The sequence below is a fragment of the Methanogenium cariaci JCM 10550 genome (assembly GCF_001315945.1).
Classification (GTDB): Archaea; Halobacteriota; Methanomicrobia; order Methanomicrobiales; family Methanomicrobiaceae; genus Methanogenium; species Methanogenium cariaci.
This window is the reverse complement of the sequence record NZ_BBBG01000001.1, coordinates 93,211-113,204: the sequence shown is the minus strand read 5'-3', so window position 1 is coordinate 113,204 and position 19,994 is coordinate 93,211. Positions and strand designations below refer to the sequence as shown.

At 55.2% G+C, this 19,994-nt stretch carries 31 protein-coding genes, 1 tRNA gene and 3 pseudogenes; 23 read left to right on the top strand and 12 right to left on the bottom strand.

Annotated elements, in window-relative coordinates:
- Nucleotides 1-303: 303 nt before the first annotated feature.
- The 11 genes from JCM10550_RS21230 to JCM10550_RS00725 all read left to right on the top strand — a co-directional run bounded on the left by JCM10550_RS21230 (nucleotide 304) and on the right by JCM10550_RS00725 (nucleotide 5,433).
- On the top strand, nucleotides 304-804 hold the full coding sequence (locus tag JCM10550_RS21230; RefSeq protein ID WP_245618558.1) for an ABC transporter permease: 501 nt from the start codon (nucleotides 304-306) through the stop codon (nucleotides 802-804).
- Nucleotides 805-858: 54 nt separating this feature from the next.
- Nucleotides 859-1,221, top strand: coding sequence for a hypothetical protein (locus JCM10550_RS21225; RefSeq protein ID WP_245618557.1), 363 nt, complete (start codon nucleotides 859-861; stop codon nucleotides 1,219-1,221).
- Nucleotides 1,187-1,381, top strand: a complete 195-nt coding sequence (locus tag JCM10550_RS21220; RefSeq protein ID WP_245618556.1) for a hypothetical protein — start codon at nucleotides 1,187-1,189, stop codon at nucleotides 1,379-1,381. Before JCM10550_RS21225 ends, JCM10550_RS21220 begins: the two co-directional genes overlap by 35 nt.
- Before the next feature lie 100 nt (nucleotides 1,382-1,481).
- Nucleotides 1,482-2,192 carry an ABC transporter permease gene (locus JCM10550_RS00755; protein ID WP_245618555.1) on the top strand — a complete coding sequence of 237 codons (711 nt, stop codon included), beginning with the start codon at nucleotides 1,482-1,484 and terminating at the stop codon, nucleotides 2,190-2,192.
- Nucleotides 2,159-2,563 carry a hypothetical protein gene (locus JCM10550_RS21215; protein WP_245618554.1) on the top strand — a complete coding sequence of 135 codons (405 nt, stop codon included), beginning with the start codon at nucleotides 2,159-2,161 and terminating at the stop codon, nucleotides 2,561-2,563. The genes JCM10550_RS00755 and JCM10550_RS21215 overlap by 34 nt, the downstream gene beginning before the upstream one ends.
- A gap of 54 nt (nucleotides 2,564-2,617) precedes the next feature.
- Entirely contained in the window at nucleotides 2,618-2,872 is a 255-nt protein-coding gene (locus tag JCM10550_RS00750; protein WP_062396308.1) for a hypothetical protein, read from the top strand.
- A complete protein-coding gene (locus tag JCM10550_RS00745) occupies nucleotides 2,850-3,146 on the top strand; it encodes a PEGA domain-containing protein (protein ID WP_062396307.1) in 297 nt (98 codons plus the stop codon). The genes JCM10550_RS00750 and JCM10550_RS00745 overlap by 23 nt, the downstream gene beginning before the upstream one ends.
- Entirely contained in the window at nucleotides 3,143-3,979 is an 837-nt protein-coding gene (locus tag JCM10550_RS16580; RefSeq protein ID WP_083475196.1) for a PEGA domain-containing protein, read from the top strand. The genes JCM10550_RS00745 and JCM10550_RS16580 overlap by 4 nt, the downstream gene beginning before the upstream one ends.
- Before the next feature lie 103 nt (nucleotides 3,980-4,082).
- Nucleotides 4,083-4,286: a hypothetical protein gene (locus tag JCM10550_RS17825; RefSeq protein ID WP_157199792.1), complete on the top strand. Its 204-nt coding sequence runs from the start codon at nucleotides 4,083-4,085 to the stop codon at nucleotides 4,284-4,286.
- Nucleotides 4,287-4,519: 233 nt separating this feature from the next.
- Nucleotides 4,520-5,026, top strand: a complete 507-nt coding sequence (locus JCM10550_RS00730; protein WP_062396302.1) for a PEGA domain-containing protein — start codon at nucleotides 4,520-4,522, stop codon at nucleotides 5,024-5,026.
- Nucleotides 5,023-5,433, top strand: a complete 411-nt coding sequence (locus JCM10550_RS00725; protein WP_062396301.1) for a PEGA domain-containing protein — start codon at nucleotides 5,023-5,025, stop codon at nucleotides 5,431-5,433. The genes JCM10550_RS00730 and JCM10550_RS00725 overlap by 4 nt, the downstream gene beginning before the upstream one ends.
- A gap of 247 nt (nucleotides 5,434-5,680) precedes the next feature.
- Here the strand turns inward: JCM10550_RS00725 and JCM10550_RS21210 are convergent, their stop codons facing one another.
- Nucleotides 5,681-5,977 carry a hypothetical protein gene (locus JCM10550_RS21210; protein ID WP_245618553.1) on the bottom strand — a complete coding sequence of 99 codons (297 nt, stop codon included), beginning with the start codon at nucleotides 5,975-5,977 and terminating at the stop codon, nucleotides 5,681-5,683.
- Between the two features lie 53 nt (nucleotides 5,978-6,030).
- Here JCM10550_RS21210 and JCM10550_RS21205 point away from each other — a divergent pair, with 53 nt between their 5' ends.
- From JCM10550_RS21205 to JCM10550_RS00700, 7 genes are all read left to right on the top strand, one after another.
- The gene (locus JCM10550_RS21205; RefSeq protein ID WP_245618552.1) at nucleotides 6,031-6,363 is read left to right on the top strand and encodes a hypothetical protein; all 333 of its coding nucleotides are present in this window, start codon (nucleotides 6,031-6,033) and stop codon (nucleotides 6,361-6,363) included.
- Nucleotides 6,261-6,653, top strand: coding sequence for a hypothetical protein (locus JCM10550_RS21200; RefSeq protein ID WP_245618626.1), 393 nt, complete (start codon nucleotides 6,261-6,263; stop codon nucleotides 6,651-6,653). The genes JCM10550_RS21205 and JCM10550_RS21200 overlap by 103 nt, the downstream gene beginning before the upstream one ends.
- A gap of 31 nt (nucleotides 6,654-6,684) precedes the next feature.
- Complete coding sequence (locus JCM10550_RS24040; protein WP_281175221.1) at nucleotides 6,685-6,816, top strand: hypothetical protein; 132 nt, start codon at nucleotides 6,685-6,687, stop codon at nucleotides 6,814-6,816.
- Nucleotides 6,817-6,974: 158 nt separating this feature from the next.
- Nucleotides 6,975-7,160 (top strand): PhzF family phenazine biosynthesis protein, encoded by a 186-nt coding sequence (locus JCM10550_RS00715; protein ID WP_172673722.1) that lies wholly within the window; start codon nucleotides 6,975-6,977, stop codon nucleotides 7,158-7,160.
- Nucleotides 7,133-7,609, top strand: a complete 477-nt coding sequence (locus tag JCM10550_RS00710; protein WP_218185080.1) for a PhzF family phenazine biosynthesis protein — start codon at nucleotides 7,133-7,135, stop codon at nucleotides 7,607-7,609. Before JCM10550_RS00715 ends, JCM10550_RS00710 begins: the two co-directional genes overlap by 28 nt.
- Nucleotides 7,610-7,886: 277 nt before the next feature.
- On the top strand, nucleotides 7,887-8,216 hold the full coding sequence (locus tag JCM10550_RS00705) for a DUF4377 domain-containing protein (RefSeq protein WP_062396295.1): 330 nt from the start codon (nucleotides 7,887-7,889) through the stop codon (nucleotides 8,214-8,216).
- Between the two features lie 63 nt (nucleotides 8,217-8,279).
- A complete protein-coding gene (locus JCM10550_RS00700) occupies nucleotides 8,280-8,534 on the top strand; it encodes a hypothetical protein (protein ID WP_062396294.1) in 255 nt (84 codons plus the stop codon).
- Between the two features lie 144 nt (nucleotides 8,535-8,678).
- On the opposite strand, the gene JCM10550_RS24035 is transcribed toward JCM10550_RS00700, so the two are convergent.
- From JCM10550_RS24035 to JCM10550_RS00675, 7 genes are all read right to left on the bottom strand, one after another.
- Nucleotides 8,679-9,395 carry an AMP-binding protein gene (locus tag JCM10550_RS24035; RefSeq protein ID WP_281175195.1) on the bottom strand — a complete coding sequence of 239 codons (717 nt, stop codon included), beginning with the start codon at nucleotides 9,393-9,395 and terminating at the stop codon, nucleotides 8,679-8,681.
- 50 nt (nucleotides 9,396-9,445) lie between these two features.
- A complete protein-coding gene (locus tag JCM10550_RS21190; RefSeq protein WP_281175194.1) occupies nucleotides 9,446-10,168 on the bottom strand; it encodes an AMP-binding protein in 723 nt (240 codons plus the stop codon).
- Nucleotides 10,169-10,195: 27 nt separating this feature from the next.
- Nucleotides 10,196-10,600, bottom strand: coding sequence for an acetyl-coenzyme A synthetase N-terminal domain-containing protein (locus JCM10550_RS21185; RefSeq protein ID WP_245618551.1), 405 nt, complete (start codon nucleotides 10,598-10,600; stop codon nucleotides 10,196-10,198).
- A 290-nt stretch (nucleotides 10,601-10,890) separates the two neighbouring features.
- Nucleotides 10,891-12,318 carry a PAS domain-containing sensor histidine kinase gene (locus tag JCM10550_RS00690; RefSeq protein ID WP_083475194.1) on the bottom strand — a complete coding sequence of 476 codons (1,428 nt, stop codon included), beginning with the start codon at nucleotides 12,316-12,318 and terminating at the stop codon, nucleotides 10,891-10,893.
- Entirely contained in the window at nucleotides 12,279-12,488 is a 210-nt protein-coding gene (locus JCM10550_RS00685) for a hypothetical protein (RefSeq protein ID WP_062396291.1), read from the bottom strand. The genes JCM10550_RS00690 and JCM10550_RS00685 overlap by 40 nt, the downstream gene beginning before the upstream one ends.
- Nucleotides 12,489-12,528: 40 nt before the next feature.
- Nucleotides 12,529-13,167, bottom strand: a complete 639-nt coding sequence (locus tag JCM10550_RS00680) for a response regulator transcription factor (RefSeq protein ID WP_083475193.1) — start codon at nucleotides 13,165-13,167, stop codon at nucleotides 12,529-12,531.
- A gap of 229 nt (nucleotides 13,168-13,396) precedes the next feature.
- Nucleotides 13,397-13,468: transfer RNA gene (locus JCM10550_RS00675), tRNA-His, on the bottom strand.
- 619 nt (nucleotides 13,469-14,087) lie between these two features.
- On the opposite strand from JCM10550_RS00675, the pseudogene infB reads away from it, so the two are divergent.
- Together infB and JCM10550_RS00665 are read left to right on the top strand one after the other, a co-directional pair.
- Nucleotides 14,088-15,908, top strand: a pseudogene (infB, locus tag JCM10550_RS00670) (translation initiation factor IF-2); the annotation flags it as partial.
- 99 nt (nucleotides 15,909-16,007) lie between these two features.
- Nucleotides 16,008-16,415 carry a 30S ribosomal protein S6e gene (locus JCM10550_RS00665; protein ID WP_062396629.1) on the top strand — a complete coding sequence of 136 codons (408 nt, stop codon included), beginning with the start codon at nucleotides 16,008-16,010 and terminating at the stop codon, nucleotides 16,413-16,415.
- 40 nt (nucleotides 16,416-16,455) lie between these two features.
- Here JCM10550_RS00665 and JCM10550_RS00660 read toward each other — a convergent pair.
- From JCM10550_RS00660 to hypB, 4 genes and pseudogenes are all read right to left on the bottom strand, one after another.
- Nucleotides 16,456-16,892 (bottom strand): annotated as a pseudogene (locus JCM10550_RS00660) (DUF2240 family protein).
- 39 nt (nucleotides 16,893-16,931) lie between these two features.
- The gene (locus JCM10550_RS00655) at nucleotides 16,932-17,309 is read right to left on the bottom strand and encodes a hypothetical protein (RefSeq protein ID WP_157199791.1); all 378 of its coding nucleotides are present in this window, start codon (nucleotides 17,307-17,309) and stop codon (nucleotides 16,932-16,934) included.
- A gap of 125 nt (nucleotides 17,310-17,434) precedes the next feature.
- The gene (locus JCM10550_RS00650) at nucleotides 17,435-17,812 is read right to left on the bottom strand and encodes a 30S ribosomal protein S8e (protein ID WP_062396283.1); all 378 of its coding nucleotides are present in this window, start codon (nucleotides 17,810-17,812) and stop codon (nucleotides 17,435-17,437) included.
- A 99-nt stretch (nucleotides 17,813-17,911) separates the two neighbouring features.
- Nucleotides 17,912-18,559, bottom strand: a pseudogene (hypB, locus tag JCM10550_RS00645) (hydrogenase nickel incorporation protein HypB).
- Nucleotides 18,560-18,613: 54 nt separating this feature from the next.
- Between hypB and JCM10550_RS00640 the strand changes: the two are divergent.
- From JCM10550_RS00640 to JCM10550_RS00630, 3 genes are all read left to right on the top strand, one after another.
- On the top strand, nucleotides 18,614-18,877 hold the full coding sequence (locus tag JCM10550_RS00640) for a signal recognition particle subunit SRP19/SEC65 family protein (RefSeq protein WP_062396281.1): 264 nt from the start codon (nucleotides 18,614-18,616) through the stop codon (nucleotides 18,875-18,877).
- Nucleotides 18,878-18,892: 15 nt separating this feature from the next.
- Nucleotides 18,893-19,534: a histidinol phosphate phosphatase domain-containing protein gene (locus JCM10550_RS00635; RefSeq protein WP_062396280.1), complete on the top strand. Its 642-nt coding sequence runs from the start codon at nucleotides 18,893-18,895 to the stop codon at nucleotides 19,532-19,534.
- Nucleotides 19,535-19,766: 232 nt separating this feature from the next.
- Nucleotides 19,767-19,991: an H/ACA ribonucleoprotein complex subunit GAR1 gene (locus JCM10550_RS00630; RefSeq protein ID WP_062396278.1), complete on the top strand. Its 225-nt coding sequence runs from the start codon at nucleotides 19,767-19,769 to the stop codon at nucleotides 19,989-19,991.
- Nucleotides 19,992-19,994: the final 3 nt, after the last annotated feature.

Sequence of the window (19,994 nt, the reverse complement as noted above, 5' to 3'; positions counted from 1 at the left end):
CCAGACCGATTATAACCGCTACCAAACGGCACAGTATAACCGTGAGAATGACCTCTTTGCCGCATACCCCCCCTCTGGATCGATATACAGTATGTCAGGAGCGAACTGGATTTCACGGCCACCGAGACGGGCACCGGCGTATCCGGTGCCCCCCCCAACCCCCCCTATGCGAATCCGGTTCCTGACCGGCCGGTACAACCCGTTGACAAACCGTCAGCGGAGATCGGATATACCAAGGAGGAGCTCAGGGCAGAACTGGTCGGATCAGAAGACGAAGACAGCACGGTTGCACGCTACACCGACGTGGTTGCAGGGGGCGGGGCACTGGGCGACTTCAAAACCCCGTCCCAGCTCACTCCGCCCCTGCCTTTCGACGCGATTGTGCTGGTCTTTGTCTTCATCTTCCCCCTCTACTTCACCTCCCAGTTCTACATGATGTCGGTGATGAACGAACGGATAGAACGCAGAGGTGAGGTTCTCCTCTCAAGCCCCCTTCGGCCATCAGCCATTGTCATCGGAAAGATGCTGCCCTATCTGGTGGTGATGATTGCAGTAACCGCCATACTCTCCCTTACCACCGGCGAGACGGCAGTCGTCCTTGCCGCCGTCTTCCCGGTCATCCTCTTCTTCCTTGCTGCAGCACTCCTCATCGGGATGGCCGCACGGAGTTTCAAGGAGCTCTCCTTCATCTCCATCTTCTTCTCGACCATCGCGACATCCTACCTCTTCTTCCCGAGCATCTTTGCAAACATCCACGTCATATCCCTCATCTCCCCCCCTGACCCTCATCATCTATGCAATTGAAGGCACCCCCCCTTCACGCTCGCTGATTACTTCTACTCCACCTTCCTGTTCTGGGTGACGGCAGGGATTCTCTTTGCCATATGCATCGTCAACTTCAACGAGGAACGCCTCTTCACCCTCCACCCCCCCCTGCGGGCCAAGGTGCGGGAGTACATCGGGAGCGCGGTCTCAGAGAAACACCCGTTTGCCTCACTCTTCGGGATCACCCTCTTCTCCATCCCCCCCTTTGTTCTGATGGCGCAGCTGATGCTCCTGGTACTCCTCTTCAACCTCCCAATGCCGTTCTCCCTTGTGGTGCTCATCTTTGCAGCGGCGTTCATCGAGGAGTGGGCAAAATCGATTGCCATCTATGCAATTGCCGTGGAACGGCCCGCGTTCTCACGTGGAGAAATGTCATCCTCGCCTCTCTGGCGGTGATGGCGGGGGGTTCCTCCTGGGTGAGAAACTTCTTCTCTTTGCCACCCTCGCCCAGATCTCCGAGTCTATCTTCGGCGCCGCCCTCTTCACCAGCCTGCAGGTACTCTGGCTGCCCCTGACCCTGCACTTCACCGGCGCTTCATCACCATCTCTCTCCTGAAAATCTTCGGGAAGAGATGCTACCCAATCGCACTCGCCATCGCGTCCCTTGTCCACGGGGGGGCATATAATCTCTACTTTATCGCAGGAGGCATCTGAGAATGGACCTGAGACATGTATACGTCATCACAAAAAAGGAGCTGAGGGCCATCAATGCCGAGAAGACGATCATCCTCGCAATTCTCCTGCAACTCTTTATTGCGATGTTCTCGTCGTTTCTCATCGTCGGTCTCGCCGCGATGTATGACCCGGATGCCCTCTCTGCATACTCACACCAGCAGTACCCGGTCGCCTACACCGGATCCCCCCCCTCTCCGCTGGAGGAACTGCTACGGGAGAGCGGCGACTTTGTCGTCTATGAGATGGACCTCTGGACCGCGGTCACCGCTCTTGAGGAACGCAAACTCAGTGCAGTGGTCTGGGTACCGGATACAGCACCGGATGCAGATGACCCCGTTAAAATAACACTGTATACCATCAAAAACGACATCCAGTCATCGGTTGTGAACAGCAAACTGAGAAATGTCTTTGTTGAATACGAAGACAGCCTGCGTGGCATCCGTGCGGACCGCATCTCATCTGATCCCATCGTGGTGAACCTGCCGCCGGAGGTGCCGGGCACAAACTTCTATGAATTTGTCTATGGTCTCCTCATCCCGCTCCTTATCTTCATGCCCGCGATCATCTCTGCAGCACTGATCATCGACATGATCACCGAGGAGTTCCAGCACAACACCGTCGAGACACTCATCTCCACCCCCCCATCACCTTCGCCGAGATGGTATGGGGCAAAGTCTCTGCCTGCTTTGTGATTGTACCGGTGCAGGCAGCGGTCTGGATCGGTCTGATGGTGGTAAACGGCATCCATGTATCAGGTATTGTGCCGATACTCCTGCACGTGAGCGTGGCGTCACTGCTCATGATCCTCCTCTCTGCCTTCGTGGCCCTCCACTACCGGGAACGGACAAGCGCCCAGTTTATCTTTTCGACAGCCCTCGTGGTGGTGCTGATAGGTGTTCTTTCCCTGCCCGCAAACCCCGCAAACCTGATAGTTCTCCTCTCCATCGGCGCTGCAGGGAGTGAACACTGGATCGTGCTCGCAGTGATGACAGGTATCCTTGCCGCGGGTATGGCCGCACTCAACCGGTATATGCGTATAGTGGAGAAGACTGCCCTGCAATGAGCAGCCATGCCATATATTTAAATACCATTTTCCGAATAGGGGGTGTCGATCCAAATGAAATGGTTTGCACTTTTTCTCATGGCCTGCACGCTTGTTGCAGGGATAGTCTTCCCGGCAGGAGCCACAACCCCCCCGGAACAGCCGATCGCAGGCATTGCCCACTATGATATCTACACCAATGTGGATGCGGCGGACATCTCCTTTAACGGCGTCTATATGGGCCGGACATCTGCCGGATACCTCCAGGTGACGGTCAACACGCCCGCCCCCCCCATACACCCAGGCAGTGGCATCCCGTGCCGGGTATAGCAATGCTTATGCAAACCTCCCGACCGCCTCACCGGGAGGCATCTACTCGGTCAGCCTCACCCTGACATCCCTTGCTCCGTCCTACGGCACGCTCTCGGTCACCTCGTCCCCCACCGGGGGGGCCGCCATCTATGTCGATAATACCTACCGGGGGGGTCTCACCCCGCAGCAGATCAGCCTCACCCATAATCAGTACACACTCCGGCTGGAGCACAGCGGATATAACAGCTACACCGATCAGTCTATGTCTACGGCGGCCAGACGACGACCGTGAGTGCATCCCTTGTCCCGTCCACCTCATACGGCACGATCTCCGTTTCCAGTTCACCATCCGGTGCCAACTTCTATCTGGACGGCAGTTTCCGCGGCACAACCACCCAGACGATAGGCGGCCTCATCGCACGTTCATACTTTGTCGAACTCACAAAACCCGGCTACCAGGACTGGACCGGGTCAGTACGCATCCATCCGGGCCAGGTCACCTCTGTTTCCCGGACACTGGTGCCGGTGCAGTCACCGACCACAGGTGCCATCTCTGTCACATCAAACCCGTCCTATGCCGCCGTCTATCTGGACGGCACCTATGAAGGCCAGACATCACCCGGCAGACCGTTCATTATCAGTGCAGTCAGTGCGGGCAGCCATACCATCATGGTCCGCCTCTCCGGCTACACAGACTCGGTATCAACGGTCACTGTCAACTCCGGGAAGACCACAACAGTAAACGCCGAACTCACCCCCCCTCCGGCGAGGGATATGGCTCACTCTCGGTCACCTCTTCTCCAACGGGGGCAGAGGTGTATGTCAATAATGCAAAGTCAGGCATCACCCCCCCGGTCACCTCAGACAAGGTGGCGCCCGGTTCGTATACCGTCACCGTCCGACTTGCAGGATATACGGAGTGGTCATCCGTTACTGAGGTGCAGGCAGGATCCACCTCATACGTTTCGGCACGTCTCTCACCAGTCCCCCCCACACAGTCACCCTCCTCCCCCCTCTGCTGCCTGCCGGTGCACTCATCATACTGGGCAGTGTCTTTCTCTGCAGACAGGAGCGCAGGAGAGACTGAATACATATTTTTCTTTGGGCAGTTACTGCCCCCCCTGAAATCAGTACAATTCCCCCCCCAAAACTGAGGAATTGTTCATCAAATCCGGGCTGAAAACAGCAGATTATTTATATCCGTCAAAATAATCGTTCACAGATCATCATGGTACGAAAATTCTACGTGCTCATCATGAGCATGCTCATACTCGCCGCTGCAGCACCTGCTGCACTGGCCGAGACCACTTTGCCCGGGGGGGCCACCCAGGACATTGGCATTGCTCCGTTGGCGGGGGCGAGGGATGGTATGACATCTACACCAATGTGGATGGGTGTTCCATCTATTTTGACGGAGAATACAAGGGAATAACCACTGGCGGCGTCCTGAGTGTCGGAGTGTATTCCACTGCAACACCGTATCGCACAGTGAGAGCAGAAAAAAGCGGATTCACCTCTGCGTCCACATCCCTTCCCGCAACCCCCGGGTGCAGGAGAACACCGCTCTGTCTATCTGACCTTAAATCCTATAACACCCACCACCGGAAACATCAAGATCAGTTCCACCCCCATCCGGTGCAGCAGTCTATGTGAACAGTGTCTACTATGGTACGACCCCCGCACACGGTCTCAAACCTCCCTGCCGGAAACAATGACCTGAGACTTACCTATTCAGGCTACAAGGACTACCGGGACACGATCAACATCGTTGCCGGACAGACCCAGACCACCTATGCGGTCCTGACAGCAGAGGTGAGCTATGGTACACTCTCCGTTTCCAGCACCCCGTCCAATGCAAACATCTACCTGGACGGTTCATACAAGGGCACCGCCCCCCCACGGACCATTGGAGGCATCTCCAAGGGATACCACACCCTTGAGATCACCATGCCCGGATACCAGGAATGGGCAAACTCCATCCAGATCCATGCAAACCAGGTGACCTATGTGACGGCAACACTCACCGCAGACCCACAGTCCACCACCGGTGCCATCTCGGTCTCATCAAACCCATCCTATGCCTCCGTCTATATTGACAATGTCTACTACGGCACCACCAACCCGGTCGTGCCCTCCTTGCAAACAACATTGCAGCAGGCAGCCACTCGGTGAAAGTCACCCTCGCAGGGTACGATGACTCCGTCTCGACGGTGACCGTCAACTCCGGGCAGACCACAACGGTGAACGCCAACCTTGGCGGCGGTCCGTCTGCAAAGGGAACTCTCGATATATCGTCATCACCGACCGGTGCCACGGTCTTCCTGAACAACGTGAACAAGGGCATCACCCCCCCGGTGACCCTCAGTGACCTGATCCCTGGCAGTTACACGGTCACCCTTGAACTCTCCGGCTACACCACCTGGTCCGAAGTGACCCAGGTGAACAGCGGCGCGACATCCACGGTCTCGGCAAGCCTTGCCCCCCCGACACACACCGCCACCCAGAGTCCGGCACCCGTGCTTGCGGTGATCGGTGCCCTCGGTGCCTGTGCAGTCATCCTTGCCGCACGCAGGGAATAATCCCTTCTTTTTTTCAGACATCCGAATCTGTATCGTTAATATCATACCGAGAACAAGAGTAGGGGTAATGAAGGTCTTCGTCATCACCCCCCCGGGAATGTACACGTATGGTGCAATGGTCATTGCAGGCATCGTCCGTGATGCAGGATATGCGGTGACACTCACCCGCACGCTGGAGGCACCCGCGGGAGAGACGGTGTTTCTGAGTTTGTATTCCACACAGAACCTGATGGACGAGGCACTCAAATCATTTATTGCCAAATACCGGGAGACGGGAGGCCGGGTCTATGTCGGAGGACCAGTCTCTGCCGTGCCGGAGATGGTGCTTGGCGAACTGGCACCGGACGCGGTCATCTGCGGTGAGGGAGAGGCAGGGGGCACTCGCCCTCCTGCGGGACGGAATCTCAGAATCAGTACCGGGGGGGATTGCCTTCACGGGCCCGGACGGCATCATCTCCACCGGCCCGGCATCGCCCTGCCCGGTGTCCCGTCCGCTGCCTTCATTCCTGCGGATATCGCCATGCAGGACGTCCGGGGGGGGCATCAGCCTATATCGAGACACAACGGGGTTGTATTGGTGCCTGCACCTTCTGCCAGGTGCCTCGCTTCTTCGGGCGTGATATCCGCTCCCGCCCTCTGGACGAGATCCTCGCAGAGGTGCAGGCATTCAAAGATGCCGGTGCAACACGGCTCTCAGTCTCCGGCGGGACCGGGTCCCTGTATGGTTATGCAGACGGAAAACTCAATGACGAGGCCTTTGCCGAACTCCTGCGGGGGATGGCGGAGATCATGGGCCGAAGAACGTCTCATCCCCCCCTGACATCCGGGTGGACTGTATCTCTGACACCGTCCTTGATGCCATCCGTGACTACACCATCGGCTGGGTTTTCTTCGGTCTGGAGTCGGGCAGCGACCGGGTGCTGCGCCTGATGGGAAAGGGGGGGCGACAGCGGCACAGGGCGGTGAAGCCATTGATGCCTGCCGGGCCCACGGGCTGCGTGTCGCGGGCAGTTTTATTGTGGGATATCCCACCGAGACTGAAGCAGAGTATGAGGAGACCAAAGACTTCATCACACAATATGCCCTTGACGATGTCTTCATCTCCACGGCAGAACCGATTCCCGGCACCCCGCTTGCAGATCTTGCCCTGCGTACACCTGACGCAGACAACCCTGCCTTTGCCCCCCCACATACCGGGGAGTACAGATCTCTGCACCTGACGGAAGCGAGGCACGGTCATTTGACCTCCGGATGCATGCGGACCTGTTTAAGCCGGGCCTGCACGTGGTGACCGACCAGATATTCAACGCCTATCTTGCGGAAGTACGAAAGGACGGAGAGGCGGTCAGAAAGGTAACAGAATTACTCCGTCGGTATGCCTGAATAACCACGATTTCACCTTTTTTTACCGTGTCTTTCATTCCATCTCTTTGACATCCGGGAGCGACCCGAACATTCAGAGAGAGAACGTCCCATTTTGCCGCGGCACATATTTACCCGATCAGGCCATACTACGCCCTATGGCAGGCAGATATTTCATCGTGGATGCATACACCTCCCCGACCTTCGCCGGCAACCCGGCGGGAGTCTGTATCCTTGGCCATCCGGTGACAGAGGCATGGATGCAGGATGTCGCCCGCGAGATGAATCTCTCAGAGACGGCCTTTCTTTCCCGCAAAGAGACGGGCTGGGATATCCGGTGGTTCACCCCCCCCATGTGGAGGTGAACCTATGCGGGCATGCCACCTGTGCCGCCGCCCACGTGCTGGTGCAGGAAGGAGAGGAAGAGGCAGGCAGGGAGATTCTGTTCTTTTCACGCGGGGGGGGACTGCTCATGGCTGCAGCAGAACCGTCTACGCCGGGAGAGAAGGGGAACAGATCCACAGGTTCCGTCAGACTGACGTTTCCGGCCCTGCCGGCCACACCCGCACCCATCCCGGACGGGCTGGAGAAAGCCATCGGGGGGCACCGGTGGAGGACTTCTGTATATCATCAACGGACTGGCTGGTGCGGACCGGCGGTGCGATGTTGGTCGAAGCCGCAGATCCGGACATGGCAGCGATTGCCGCCCTGCCCCCACGAGGTATCATCCTCACCGGTGCTGCTGACGGCGGGCGCTACGACATCGTATCCCGTTTTTTTGCCCCAAAGATCGGTATCCCCGAAGACCCGGTGACAGGCTCTGCCCACTGTGTGCTTGGCCCGTACTGGCAGCACCTGACCGGTCGAAACCGGTTCCACGCCTTCCAGGCATCCCGCCGCGGCGGAGAACTGGTGGTTGAGATCGTGGGAGGCAGAGAAGATGGTGCAGAAAACCGGGTGATTCTCACCGGGGGATGCGATAACCGTGATGAAGGGAGAACTTGCATGAGATGTAAATTTTGGGAGAAACGCGGCTGGCCATATCTCATCGGCGGAGCTGTGGTGATTCTAATTGTTGTAGGGGGGGTACGATGCTGTTGGACACCGTCACAGAAAATCCATACCAGGGATACCAGAACACTACCGAAGATGAGACAACAATCACCATCCAGGTTGCACCCACCCTGGAGGACTGCACCGGCGTCGGCCCGCAGCAGTGTATGCTCATCCGCGAGATGCCGCCCGCAGAGGACGGCGGCTGGGAACTCTTCTACGACCAGATCGAGGGGGGGTTCACATATGAGGAAGGATACCTGTGGACACTCCAGGTGAGTGTGACAGAGATTGAAAACCCGCCGGCCGATGCGTCAAACCTGCACTACGAGCTGGTTGAGGTGGTGGAGAAGAAGCCGGTCGTGTGAGGGAAAGAACACTCACCAACACCCATTAATTCACCACCCCCCCCTTAAACCCGATTATAACCCATGGCAGCATCAGAGCCACCCATTTACTCACTGCGACCCACCCTCATCGCAGCCATTGCCCTCTGCCTCTGCCTCTGCCTCTGCCTCTGTCTCTCCTGCACCGCCGGATGCATCTCCTTCCCTACGAGCTCAGACGAAGCAACCTACCGACCTCCCGCCTTTGAGCCGACCCTCCGCCCGACCCATATTCCGGTACCGTCCCCCCCGACAATTGTATTTGAACCAACAGATAACCTGACAGCGGCGGTAGATTAGATTTTAAGGGTATGTGCCCCCCCGGTGGCATCCATGCCGGTCACCACTACCAACCACCAGCATCATCACTCCAGTCACAGAACCATCCGCTTTGCTCAACTGTCGGCCATTCATATCGTATTCACCGCAAAAGGGAAGGAGGAGTCACTCCTCCAGTGTCGATATGTCCCCCGGATCTATCCCCAGCTCCTGCGCCTTTAAAACCCGGCGCATGATCTTGCCACTGCGGGTCTTCGGGAGTGAGTCCACAAAATCAATTGCAGACGGCATCGCAATCGGGCCGATGCTCATCCGCACATGGTAGATGAGATCGGACTGCAGCTTCTCTGTCGGCGTGTGGCCGTCTACGAGGATGACAAACGCCTTCACCGTCTGACCTTTCACCGGGTCGGGGATGCCGATGACGGCCGCCTCTGCCACCGCCTCGTGGGAGACGAGCGCACTCTCCACTTCCGCCGTCCCCCCCAGGTTGTGGCCGGAGACGATGATGATATCATCCGACCTCCCAAGAACCATGATATAGCCGTCTTCGTCCTTTACCGCGAGGTCACCTGCTGTGTAGTAGCCGTCTATTGTCTCCCAGTAGGCACGGTAGCGGGTGTCGTCGTTATTCACCGCCCGCATCTGTGCCGGCCACGAATCCTTTATCACCAGCAGCCCTCCGGTACCGGGTTCGACCGGGTTGCCCTCCGCATCGACCACATCCGCGACCACGCCGGGAATGGCCCGGCCGGCAAATCCCGGTTTCATCGGTTCGCCGACCATCGTTGTGATCATATGCATCCCCCCCGTTTCGGTCTGCCACCAGGTGTCAACGACGGGGGCAGCGACTCTTCCCGATGACCCGGTAATACCATTCAAATGCCTCCGGGTTGAGGGGTTCACCCACCGAACCGAGGAGCCGCAGGGAATCAAGATTGTATTTGTCCGGCCACTCTTCGCCAACCCGCATAAACATCCTGATGGCCGTCGGGGGCAGTGTAGAAGATGGTCACCCCCCCGAAGTCCTCAACGATGCGCCAGAATATACCGGGGTCAGGATAGTCCGGCACGGTCTCGGTGATGAGGACCGTCGCACCCACCGCAAGCGGCCCGTAGACGATGTAGCTGTGACCGGTGATCCAGCCGGGGGGGTCTGCCGTACACCAGTGGACATCGTTCTCCTTCATGTCAAAGACATACTTTGTCGTGTAGTAGGTGCCGACCATGTATCCCGCACAGGTGTGGATGATGCCCTTCGGCTGGCCGGTCGTCCCGCTCGTATACAGGATAAAGAGCGGGTCTTCTGCGTCCATTACCGTCGCTTCGCAGGTGGCGTCCCCACTTTCAAGCACCTCGTAGAAGTCCACCTCCATCTCATGGAAGAGTTCGGGGGGGCCCGGATCAGACCGGCGGAGGACAATGATCTTCTCCACGGAGGGAGCATTGATCACCGCCTCGTCAACGATGGTCTTCAGTGCCACACGTTTGCCGCGGCGATATCCGACATCTGACGTGATCACCAGTTTTGCCTTGGAATCACGGATGCGGGCATTCAGTGCCGACGCCCCAAACCCGCCATACACGATGTTATGGACGGCACCGATTCTCGCACACGCGAGGAGGGCGACGATATGTTCGGGCACAAGCGGCATGTAGAGACAGACGGTGTCCCCCCCTTTTCAATCCCCCATCTTTTTGAGGGCACTTGCAAACCGCATCACCTGCCGGTAGAGTTGGCGATAGGTAAGCACCCGCTCCTGTCCCTCTTTTTCCCCCCCACGCCAGATGAGGGCCACCTTGTTGCGCCGTTCCCCCCCTGTCGCATGCCGGTCAAGGCAGTTATGGGTGATATTGAGTTGTGCGTTGGTGAACCACTCCGCATAGGGCAGGTCCCACTTCTTTACATGATCCCATCTCCTGAACCAGTCGAGTTCGCCCGCTATCCCCCCCTCCCAGAACCCATCGGGGTCACGGAGGAAGCGCTGGTACTCGGTATCATAATCACCGATCCATGACTGTTCACGGACCAAAGGGTCAGGGAGATAGACCGTCTCTTCGAGTTTCACATCAAATGAACCTGACATTTCATCCCACCTACATGATAAATTAGGTATATTTCCTGCTGTGCTGAGCCCGCCCCCCCGAGGTATGTGAAGATCAAAAAGGAGAGGGACAACCGCCAATGCAGTGCCACGCCCATATTAACGCAATCCCGTATAAATATTGTTCAGGCACACCGCATACGTAGTGCATAACGGGCTGGCTGAAAACACAGAGAAGGAGAGAGATAACGCCAATTGTTATAGAAATCACCAACAGAGATGAACATCACCGGGACTATCACCAGCCGGCAGAAAATAACGGATCGCATCAGTCACCGCAGGCGTGACAGCACCATCTTTGATGTGGACCTCTCCCGTACCTTTGTGAAGGCAGAGGAGTTGTATTTCTGTTCAATTGTACGGGAGCGAAAGATACAGAAATATTCCCGACCAACCACTCTCAGACGGAAGAAACAAACCGATAATTTCCCCCATGGGATCAGAATCTCAAATCTGGCACCTAGATCAGGCACACCGGTCTCCTGTATTGAAATCCCCGTCAGGTCAAGGATTTCACGGGATAAAAACAACCCGAATCCGGTATTTTCTCCAACACCCTTCGAAAAGATCTCTTCTTTCATATCCACTGCAATGCCCACACCGTCATCGGCGACGATGATACGCCCTTCACCAGCACGCTCTTCAAACGAGACCGTGACACCATGCACAACGCCCCCGTGCATTACCGTATTCCCCATCAGGTTGGAGAAGACTTTCCCCCCCAGCATGCAGTCCGCATAGACCTCAAGACGGTGGATCTCATTGCGGATCAGCAGTCCGCCGGAAACCGGAACCATCTCCCGCTCAACAATAGCAGCGATGTCCTGCCATTCCGGCTCATTCACGCCCAAATTTTCATACATGCGGGTAAAAGTGATGATCCGCTCCACGTTGGCCATGATCTCGAGTGCTGCCTCAAAGGATTCCCGCTGTCTTTGTGGATTTTTGGAATCAGTCTCAATAAGTTCCAGATACAGGTTCATTGCAGTGACCTGATTCAGGATGTCGTGACGGGTGATACTCGATAGGATATTCAGTTTCTTGTTTGCCTTCTTCAGGGCAGCACCCATCAGTCTGAAGTGTGTGATATCGAGGAACATACCCTGGAGACCCACCACCTCATTTCCTTCCCTGATTGGTCTGCTGGATTCCAGCACCCAGCGTTCATTGCCGGCTTTTGTCAAAAGACGGAACGTTGACCGTTTTTTAATCCCGGAGAGACGTTCCAGAAAATGTTTCTGCAACTGTGACCGATCGGCAGGATAAATATAGTCCATGAAATGTGTTCCGATCAGCTCCGAGGGTGCATACCCGCACCCCCCCCGACCATCTTCGCAATCGCAGGGCTGATGTACGTAAAATACCCCCCCGACATCAGTCCGGAAAATAACCTCATTAATATTATCAACCAGATCCCGATACTCCCGCTCACGCATCTGCAGGGCATGCTCAGCCTCTTTGCGCTCGGTGATATCCCTGACAACAGAGAGTGCGACGGGTGCACCATCCAGCTCAAAGAAATTCACCGACACCTCGACCGGCACATGCTCCCCCCCGGTTTTTGTCACGTGCTGCCATTCAAAGATAAAATGGCCCATCTCACCGATCTCAGAGATGAGCGTGCCCTGGTAGTGATCCATACCAGGATCATCGATGTCTGTTACCAGCATCCGGAGAAATTCCTCTCGTGAATAGCCCATTCTCCTGCACGCGGCAGCATTGACATCAAGAATCCTTCCGGGAACGCCCCCCCCGGTAGCAGGACATACAGATAAAACATATCATTGGCGGACTGGAAAAGCAGATTGTACTTCTCTTTTTCCTGCTGCACTGCCACCTGAGACCGTTTTATCTCCGTGATATCAGTCACCTTCTTAATATACCCGATGCAGTCCCCCCCTCACCACTGGTTACAGGATAAGTAGTGACCCAGAAATACCGACCATCCGGCCGATAGACTTCAGAAGATACAGATTTTCCGGAAGCAATGACCTTTGGGATTCTGCACTGTGCACAGGTGCATCCCTCCCCCCCCAGACCACATCATGGCAGTGCCTGCCTATGACATCAGAGGGACTGACCCCCCCGATCAATTCAAAAAATACTTTATTGGCCCAGATGATGGTGTGATCCAGACCGATGAAGAGCATCGGATCATCCGATGAGTCCAGAATCATCCGCAGCTCGGATTGGAGGGGCACCGGCGGGCAACAGGCCATTTTTTCCGCCACCAGCCTGTGGACGGTATCCACGAGACATCCCAGTTGTGTCAGGGAGTCGGCCTCTTTCCTGAGGTAAAAATCAGCGCCCGCATTCAGAGCCTCAATAACCGTATCCTGGCCATCAGTAGCTGTAAAGAATATGAAAGGAACTGGGTCACCTAAAGAACGGATATTTTTCAGTATCCCGATTCCATCCGTGTCGGGGGGGAGCACATGTTCCGATATGATGGCATCATACCTGCTCTCCTGCAGTTTCAGGAGCGCATCGGCAGACGACAACGATACATCAACATGAAACCCTCCGGTATCAGAGAGACATTGTACCACCTCATCGACAAGCCTTGATCATCGATATACAGGACACGAATGTGAACCATACCAGAGATTCCCCCCCACACAACTAGAGATTGCAGGTATCCACGCATACCCTTTGGCATTTCAGCAGAGGCCGCAGATCCGGAGTGGGGGGGACCATACGACAAAAATCAAACACCGCGAGAAAATACAATTCCTACTCAGAACGAGATATTCAACAGAACCAAAAAAGAAACGAGGCCGGGGGGGCCGAGACTTGAACCCGAGTCCAGGGAACCACAATCCCTGAGGATAACCACTACCCTACCCCCCCGGCAAGATGCCTTTCCTATTTTGACATCCGCAGTAATTAATCTATCCAATTTGTTCTGGCACCACAGATCTAAGAAACGCAATGCAACACAAGAACAGAAACTCACACGATAACAGGCAGCAGTTCGATAATATCAGTGAAAAAACCATGATCCGGGCGCATTTGCACGAATACCCGCTGCATAACGGACAAATACCCCCACAGATTGCTCACTTCCATCACCCATGACGGGGGGGCACCCCCATCCAAAATCACAGGCGTGTACCCACCACAAAGACCGCATATACTCCAGGCTAAGGCTGCTCCACGAACCCGTGCCCATGGCGCGCCCGGCCAGGGCCGCTCACAGCAGAAGACGCAGATTCCACTCAAACTCCCTGCAGCTGTACCCGGAGTCACTCTCACAGGACTCCCCCCCCGAGTGCCCCCCCGACACACAAAAAAGGAACACCACCGCCCTGCAAATAGGCCCTATCACAACCACCCACCCGAACACCATTAATACTTCAGGTGAACTATTTATATGAAAAACGCCGCAAAACGGTGCATACCAGAAGAGCGGCTGATGAATTGATAATTTTTTTTCAAATACCAATACCAAAGACAGAGGGCGGAACGCATGGCAAAAAAGAAGACGAAAACATCAGAGGCTGCATCATCCATTCGTACACCGGTGGTCTGTGTACTGGGACATGTAGATCACGGAAAGACATCACTCCTGGACCGGATACGTGGTTCATCGGTGGTGGACCGCGAGGCAGGTGCCATCACCCAGCATATCGGGGGGGCAACCATCGTGCCCCTCGATGCGATACGAAAAATGAGCAGCGCAAACAATACGGCAGAGTTTGACATTCCCGGACTGCTGTTTATCGATACACCCGGCCACCATGCCTTCACCACACTGCGCTCACGCGGCGGGCACTTGCCGACATGGCCATCCTCGTGGTGGACATCAACGACGGGTTCCAGCCACAGACCAAAGAGGCACTCCAGATTCTCCGAAACTTTAAGACCCCCCCGTTCGTCATCGCTGCCACAAAGATCGACCGTATCCACGGCTGGAGGGCGCAGGAGAATGCACCCTTCCTGAAGACCTACGCAAATCAGAACGAACGGGTGCAGGGAATGATTGAGACAAAGACCTATGAACTGGTCGGTGAACTCTCAGAGATGGGGTTCAACTGCGACCGTTTTGACAGGATCAGGGATTTCGCCCGCAATATCGCAATTGTACCCATCTCCGGCATCACCGGCGAAGGTCTCCCCCCCGACCTTTTGATGGTGATGATTGGCCTTGCTCAGCGGTATCTGACAGAGAACCTCACGCTCTCCACCACCGGACCCGGGTATGGCACCGTTCTTGAGGTGAAAGAGGAACGAGGCCTTGGGACCACCCTTGATCTCATCCTTATTGACGGTCAGCTGAATGTGGGTGACGAGATCGTAGTCGGCGGGGGGGAACGCGGCGTCATTGAGACAAAGGTCCGTTCCCTGTTAAAACCCCCCGGCCCATGCAGGAGATTCTCACCGAAGACCGGTTTGAACGGGTGAAAAAGGTGACCGCCGCATCCGGTATCAAGGTCTCTGCCCCCGAAACTGGAAGGTGCCATCGCCGGTTCACCCCCTCCGCGTAGTGCGGGGGGGCAACCGTGAGGAGATTGTTGATTCCATTCTCCACGAGATGCAGGACGTACAGGTAAACCTCTCCGATGAAGGAATCTTCATCAAGGCCGACACCATCGGTGCTCTGGAAGCACTATCCAAGGAACTCGAAGAGCACAAGATCCCCCATCATGCGTGCCGAGGTCGGCCCGGTCTCCCGGCATGACATCGTGGAGGTTTCCACCATCAGAGACCCCCTCTACTCCATCATCCTTGCCTTCAACACCACCATACTCCCGGATGCCATCGATATCCTTGCCGAACATGCGATGGGCACGTGCGCCTCTTTGAGTCTGATGTCATCTACCATCTCATCGATGACTACATGGACTGGGAAGATGAGACACGCCGCCTCATGCACAAGGAGAGTTTTGAGAAACTCATCCTGCCCGCCAAGATCACCCTCCTCCCGGACTGTGTCTTCCGGCAGTCCAACCCGGCAGTGGTCGGTGTGCGTGTACTGGCCGGAAAACTCCAGGCAGGCGTCAACCTCGTCCTCCCGTCAGGGAAGAGAATCGGTCGGATTAAACAGATGAAGATCGGGCAGGAGAATACCAGCGAGGCAAACCAGGGAGCCGAAGTAGCAATCTCCATTGAAGGCCCGACTGTCGGCCGCCAGATAAACGTAGGGGGGGATGATCTCTATGTCGAGATTCCCGAACACCATGTCAAGGTGCTGGAGGGGGAGATGACCACCCATCTCACCGGAGGGATGATCGACGTTCTGGAGGAGTATACACGGATAAAACGTAAGGAACGACCGTTCTGGGGGCAAGTAACGCCCCCCCGGAGCGGCATACATCCGAACCCCCCCACAATTTTTAATAGCATTCAAACAAACATAATAGACACTTTCAAAAAGGAGCATTACAATATGGCAGACTTCAAAGTAGTTCTCTCTGACCCACAGGAGGGCATTTCATACAAGATTGAGGCGACCGGCGGCATGGCAGGCAGTCTCATTGGCAAGAGCGTAGGCGACATCATTGCAGGCGATGCACTCGGATTTGCAGGATACCAGATCGCAATCACCGGGGGGGCAACCGACAAGACAGGAATTCCCGCACGCCGTGACCTCCCCCCCGGTCTCAGCCGAAGGAGACTCCTCCTTGCAAACGGTGTTGGCTTCCGCCCTACCTACAACGGACAGCGCAGGAGAATGAGCATCCGTGGAGCAGAGATCAATGGCGACTTTGTCCAGATCAATGCAAAGGTCGTTGAATATGGCGAAAAGAGCCTGAAGGACTACTTTGCACCTGCAGAAGAAGCAGCTGCAGAGTAATCCTGAAGAAATTTACATACCTTTTTTGCCGATTTTTCATTCAGCAGCCAGAACTGCGGAGTGATTCACGCAGGTTTTCGATGAGATCCTCAAACGGTACTCCATACTTCCGGGCAAGGATTACCGCACCAGCTTCAGGGATCAGGCGACCATCAAACCGTTCGGTAATGAGGGCGTGTATCTCTGCAGCCACCTCTTTTTGAGACACATCCCGTGCCTCGGCGATACGAACCATCAGGGTATCACAATAATTTTCTCCCTGCACAAAGATATCCTCTGACGGGCGGAACCCCCCCAACGGGATTTCTACCTCTGCCGGATTAAAGGAAGGCACCAGTACACCCTCCTCTTCATGCAAAAGATTCTCACGAAGGCAATCGTGATAAGAGAACTCGCCTGATCACGACTCATCCAGCGCCGATCAATGGCAAGAAAATAGATAAATTCAGTGCGGCGCAACCGACCCCCCCGGTGCATATGCCGGAAGGGTGCTGCTACAGCAGTCTGCAGGGTCACTTATACCGCACCCCCAATCAGGGCCTTAAGGTCCAGTGCATCCAGACCAGCTATAGTACTGGTCTTCACTACCGTACACTCACAGGCCATCCCGGACTCTGCGATACGAAGAAGAAATACATTTTTAGAACGGGGGGGAACGCGCCGGTCTGACATGATCGTCGTCTCTTTGAGTTCAATCTGAAAATCAACCACTTCGGTAATTGTATTCAGCAGGTCAGGTATGGAGTCAACCGCCACAAAGGAGGTCTTCCTTTCTGCCACTGCTGCACCGAAATCAATCCGCACCATCTCCCCCCCATCAGGTGTCCGCCCGGCCTCATGCGTCCCATGCAGAGCAAGTATTGTGGAGACCACGTCAATGAACGGGCGCGGCATGGTAAAAACCAGATCCGTCCTCATCGGAAAACGATGGTATATTCTGCGCATTACACCAGTTTTTAGATGATATGCATAATAAAAGCATACGCTCAGATGAGATAAACGATACGAAAAAATGATTGTTAGATAAGAACAGCGTTGATAACGCCGTCCTGACCAGGCCTGCTTACGATACGTGCATCACCGATCTCGGTCTTGATGATGGCACCCTTCGTGAGCAGGTTTCTCCGCACAAAGTTCGGGTTGGCCGTATTTTTGTCAACAGTCTCGATTGCTACCCGGCGGATTTCCCCCCCGCTCTTCTGGTTTGCAACATTTGCGTACTGTGCACGCAGCACCCGAATCTTCTGGTTTGCTCCCAGCGTGCGGATAATTTTCGTGCGGTCCTCGCCGATATGCGAATCAGCAGGCGAATTGCCAACCTCACTTCTCCTCTTACTCCGTGCGAACCGGATTCTGCCACCGGTTTCTTTCCGAACTGATCTGCCATGCCACTGCATTTAATAACACCTGAATTGTATGAAATGTATTCGGAAGGGGGGGTAAGCCCTCCTCTGAAGTCTATAAATATTGCCCTTGTAGCTATTTAATTCCACTGATCATCTGAGGATCTCATCGAGAAGGGCTTCCATCCCGTCACCAGTCTTCATATTGGTCAGGAATACCGGCATCTCCGGGTTGTACCGGTGGATGTCAGATTCCAGCCGGGCCACATCACAGCCGACGTATTCTGCCAGGTCCACCTTGTTGATCACAGCCATCGTACTCTCACGGAACATCATCGGGTGTTTGTTTGCAACATCATCACCCTCGGTGGTGGAGACCACGACAATACGTTTCTCTGCGCCAAGGGCAAAGTCAGTCGGGCAGACCATGTTTCCGACGTTCTCTATGAAGAGAATGTCAACCTCATCCAAGGGCAGGTGCTCAATGGCATGTTCCACGAGATGGGCATCCAGATGACACTCCTTGCCGGTATTTGCGTTCACCGCAGGAGCGCCGGTCGCAACAATCCGCTGAAAGTCGTCATCCCCCGTAGACATCGCCTGCGATGGCCCCTGCATTCAGCCCGCGTTCCTTTAGCATAGGCACCAGCAGTTCACAAGTGAGGTCTTGCCAGAGCCGATGGCACCGAGAAGGTCAAAGGCACGAATGCCTGCTGCGGCAAGAGTGTCATGATTCTTCGCAGCAAGGCGATTGTTTGCTTCAAAGATGTCCTTTTCGATACTGACGTCAATGTGGTGCATGTGTATAGGTTTGGCAAAGTATCGTTTATACCTTCACACGGACATACCTAGTATATGAATCCTGAGCGGACACTTTATCCGTGTTACTTTGACAGTGCTCTCACCCGCAGTCAGGGCCGCCGGATACCCAGGGAGATGGCGCGCGAGTCTCCCCAAATCAGGGCAATCCACAAGGCTGCAAAGAAGGCAGGCCTCTCTGCACGGATTGATGAGAAGACCTCACACCCGGCATACTGGTGGAAGCAGGACGGCAGAGTCATTGTCGACTGGAAGGGCAGCAAGGAAGAACTGATGAAAAAAATCGCACAGAAACTCTAAAATCAGGAGTGCAGCATGTATGATCTCCACACCCACACGATCTTTTCTGACGGCGAACTGCTCCCGGCCGAACTGATCCGCCGGGCAGCAGTGCTGGGATACCAGACGATCGGTATCACCGACCATGCCGACCGCTCGAATACCACCTCCCTTGTCCGCACCCTTGACCCGATGCGCGAGACTGCCAGTGCATACGGGATCCGTCTCCTCGTCGGCGTTGAAATAACCCACGTGCCGCCGGTGGAAATACCACTCCTTGCCCGTGAGGCACGGGACGCCGGGGCCGACATCATCATTGTGCACGGCGAGACAACGACAGAACCTGTGGCACCGGGAACCAATGCCGCAGCCTGTGCCTGCGCTGATGTTGATGTACTGGCTCATCCCGGCCTGATATCAATAGCAGACGCCCGGATGGCCCATGATAACCAGGTAACGCTTGAGATCACCTCGAGGGGGGGCGGACATAACCGGACAAACGGTCACGTGGTCTGCGTGGCGAGAGCAGAGAGATGCCTGCTTGCCGTTAATTCGGATACCCATGCACCATCTGACCTGATGGAAATGACAGAACGGATGCAGGTGGCACGCGGCGCGGGTCTCACAGAAGAGGAGAGTACCTCTATTCTTTCCGGAAAGAACCTTCCCTTCCTTTAGACACCCCCCCTTCCTTGAGAAAAAGCGCGCATACAGGATTCCTGTCCGGTGGCTGGTGCATCAGTATAAAACACAAAAGCCATATACCCGATATTTGCATGCGGAATACCATGCATTACCTCCACACACATCATCACGATATATAACGCTTATGTCAACATATAAATAAAATGGGCATCAATTTATAATAGTTACGAACCCGCAGTGCCAGATTTTTGGAAGGTTTTATATCATGAAGGTCGTAGGTCAGATTCAGAATATTTGTGGCAAAAACTGTGCCGTCATCGCAATTGATGCCGGGCAGTTACCACGCCTCCACAGTGAGGTTGTTGACCGACGAAAAAAACCTGTCGGAAAACTGGTAGAAGTGTTCGGCAATATCAGGACACCGTATGCCCTTGTTGTCTGCAAAGGTCAGTGCAAATGCAGCGTGGGTGACGAATTGTATACAGAATAAGGA

Excerpts from the sequence above, each read along its gene's own strand:
- JCM10550_RS00755 (WP_245618555.1), top strand. The coding sequence starts at position 1,482 with ATGGACCTGAGACATGTATACGTCATCACAAAAAAGGAGCTGAGGGCC.
- JCM10550_RS21215 (WP_245618554.1), top strand. The coding sequence starts at position 2,159 with ATGGTATGGGGCAAAGTCTCTGCCTGCTTTGTGATTGTACCGGTGCAG.
- JCM10550_RS00750 (WP_062396308.1), top strand. The coding sequence starts at position 2,618 with ATGAAATGGTTTGCACTTTTTCTCATGGCCTGCACGCTTGTTGCAGGG.
- JCM10550_RS17825 (WP_157199792.1), top strand. The coding sequence starts at position 4,083 with ATGGTACGAAAATTCTACGTGCTCATCATGAGCATGCTCATACTCGCC.
- JCM10550_RS00730 (WP_062396302.1), top strand. The coding sequence starts at position 4,520 with ATGGTACGACCCCCGCACACGGTCTCAAACCTCCCTGCCGGAAACAAT.
- JCM10550_RS21210 (WP_245618553.1), bottom strand. The coding sequence starts at position 5,977 with ATGCCCCCCCCGGACGTCCTGCATGGCGATATCCGCAGGAATGAAGGC.
- JCM10550_RS24040 (WP_281175221.1), top strand. The coding sequence starts at position 6,685 with ATGCATGCGGACCTGTTTAAGCCGGGCCTGCACGTGGTGACCGACCAG.
- JCM10550_RS00705 (WP_062396295.1), top strand. The coding sequence starts at position 7,887 with ATGCTGTTGGACACCGTCACAGAAAATCCATACCAGGGATACCAGAAC.
- JCM10550_RS00700 (WP_062396294.1), top strand. The coding sequence starts at position 8,280 with ATGGCAGCATCAGAGCCACCCATTTACTCACTGCGACCCACCCTCATC.
- JCM10550_RS21190 (WP_281175194.1), bottom strand. The coding sequence starts at position 10,168 with ATGCCGCTTGTGCCCGAACATATCGTCGCCCTCCTCGCGTGTGCGAGA.
- JCM10550_RS21185 (WP_245618551.1), bottom strand. The coding sequence starts at position 10,600 with ATGTCAGGTTCATTTGATGTGAAACTCGAAGAGACGGTCTATCTCCCT.
- JCM10550_RS00690 (WP_083475194.1), bottom strand. The coding sequence starts at position 12,318 with ATGGGCTATTCACGAGAGGAATTTCTCCGGATGCTGGTAACAGACATC.
- JCM10550_RS00665 (WP_062396629.1), top strand. The coding sequence starts at position 16,008 with ATGGCAGACTTCAAAGTAGTTCTCTCTGACCCACAGGAGGGCATTTCA.
- JCM10550_RS00655 (WP_157199791.1), bottom strand. The coding sequence starts at position 17,309 with ATGCCGCGCCCGTTCATTGACGTGGTCTCCACAATACTTGCTCTGCAT.
- JCM10550_RS00650 (WP_062396283.1), bottom strand. The coding sequence starts at position 17,812 with ATGCAGTGGCATGGCAGATCAGTTCGGAAAGAAACCGGTGGCAGAATC.
- JCM10550_RS00640 (WP_062396281.1), top strand. The coding sequence starts at position 18,614 with ATGAATCCTGAGCGGACACTTTATCCGTGTTACTTTGACAGTGCTCTC.
- JCM10550_RS00635 (WP_062396280.1), top strand. The coding sequence starts at position 18,893 with ATGTATGATCTCCACACCCACACGATCTTTTCTGACGGCGAACTGCTC.
- JCM10550_RS00630 (WP_062396278.1), top strand. The coding sequence starts at position 19,767 with ATGAAGGTCGTAGGTCAGATTCAGAATATTTGTGGCAAAAACTGTGCC.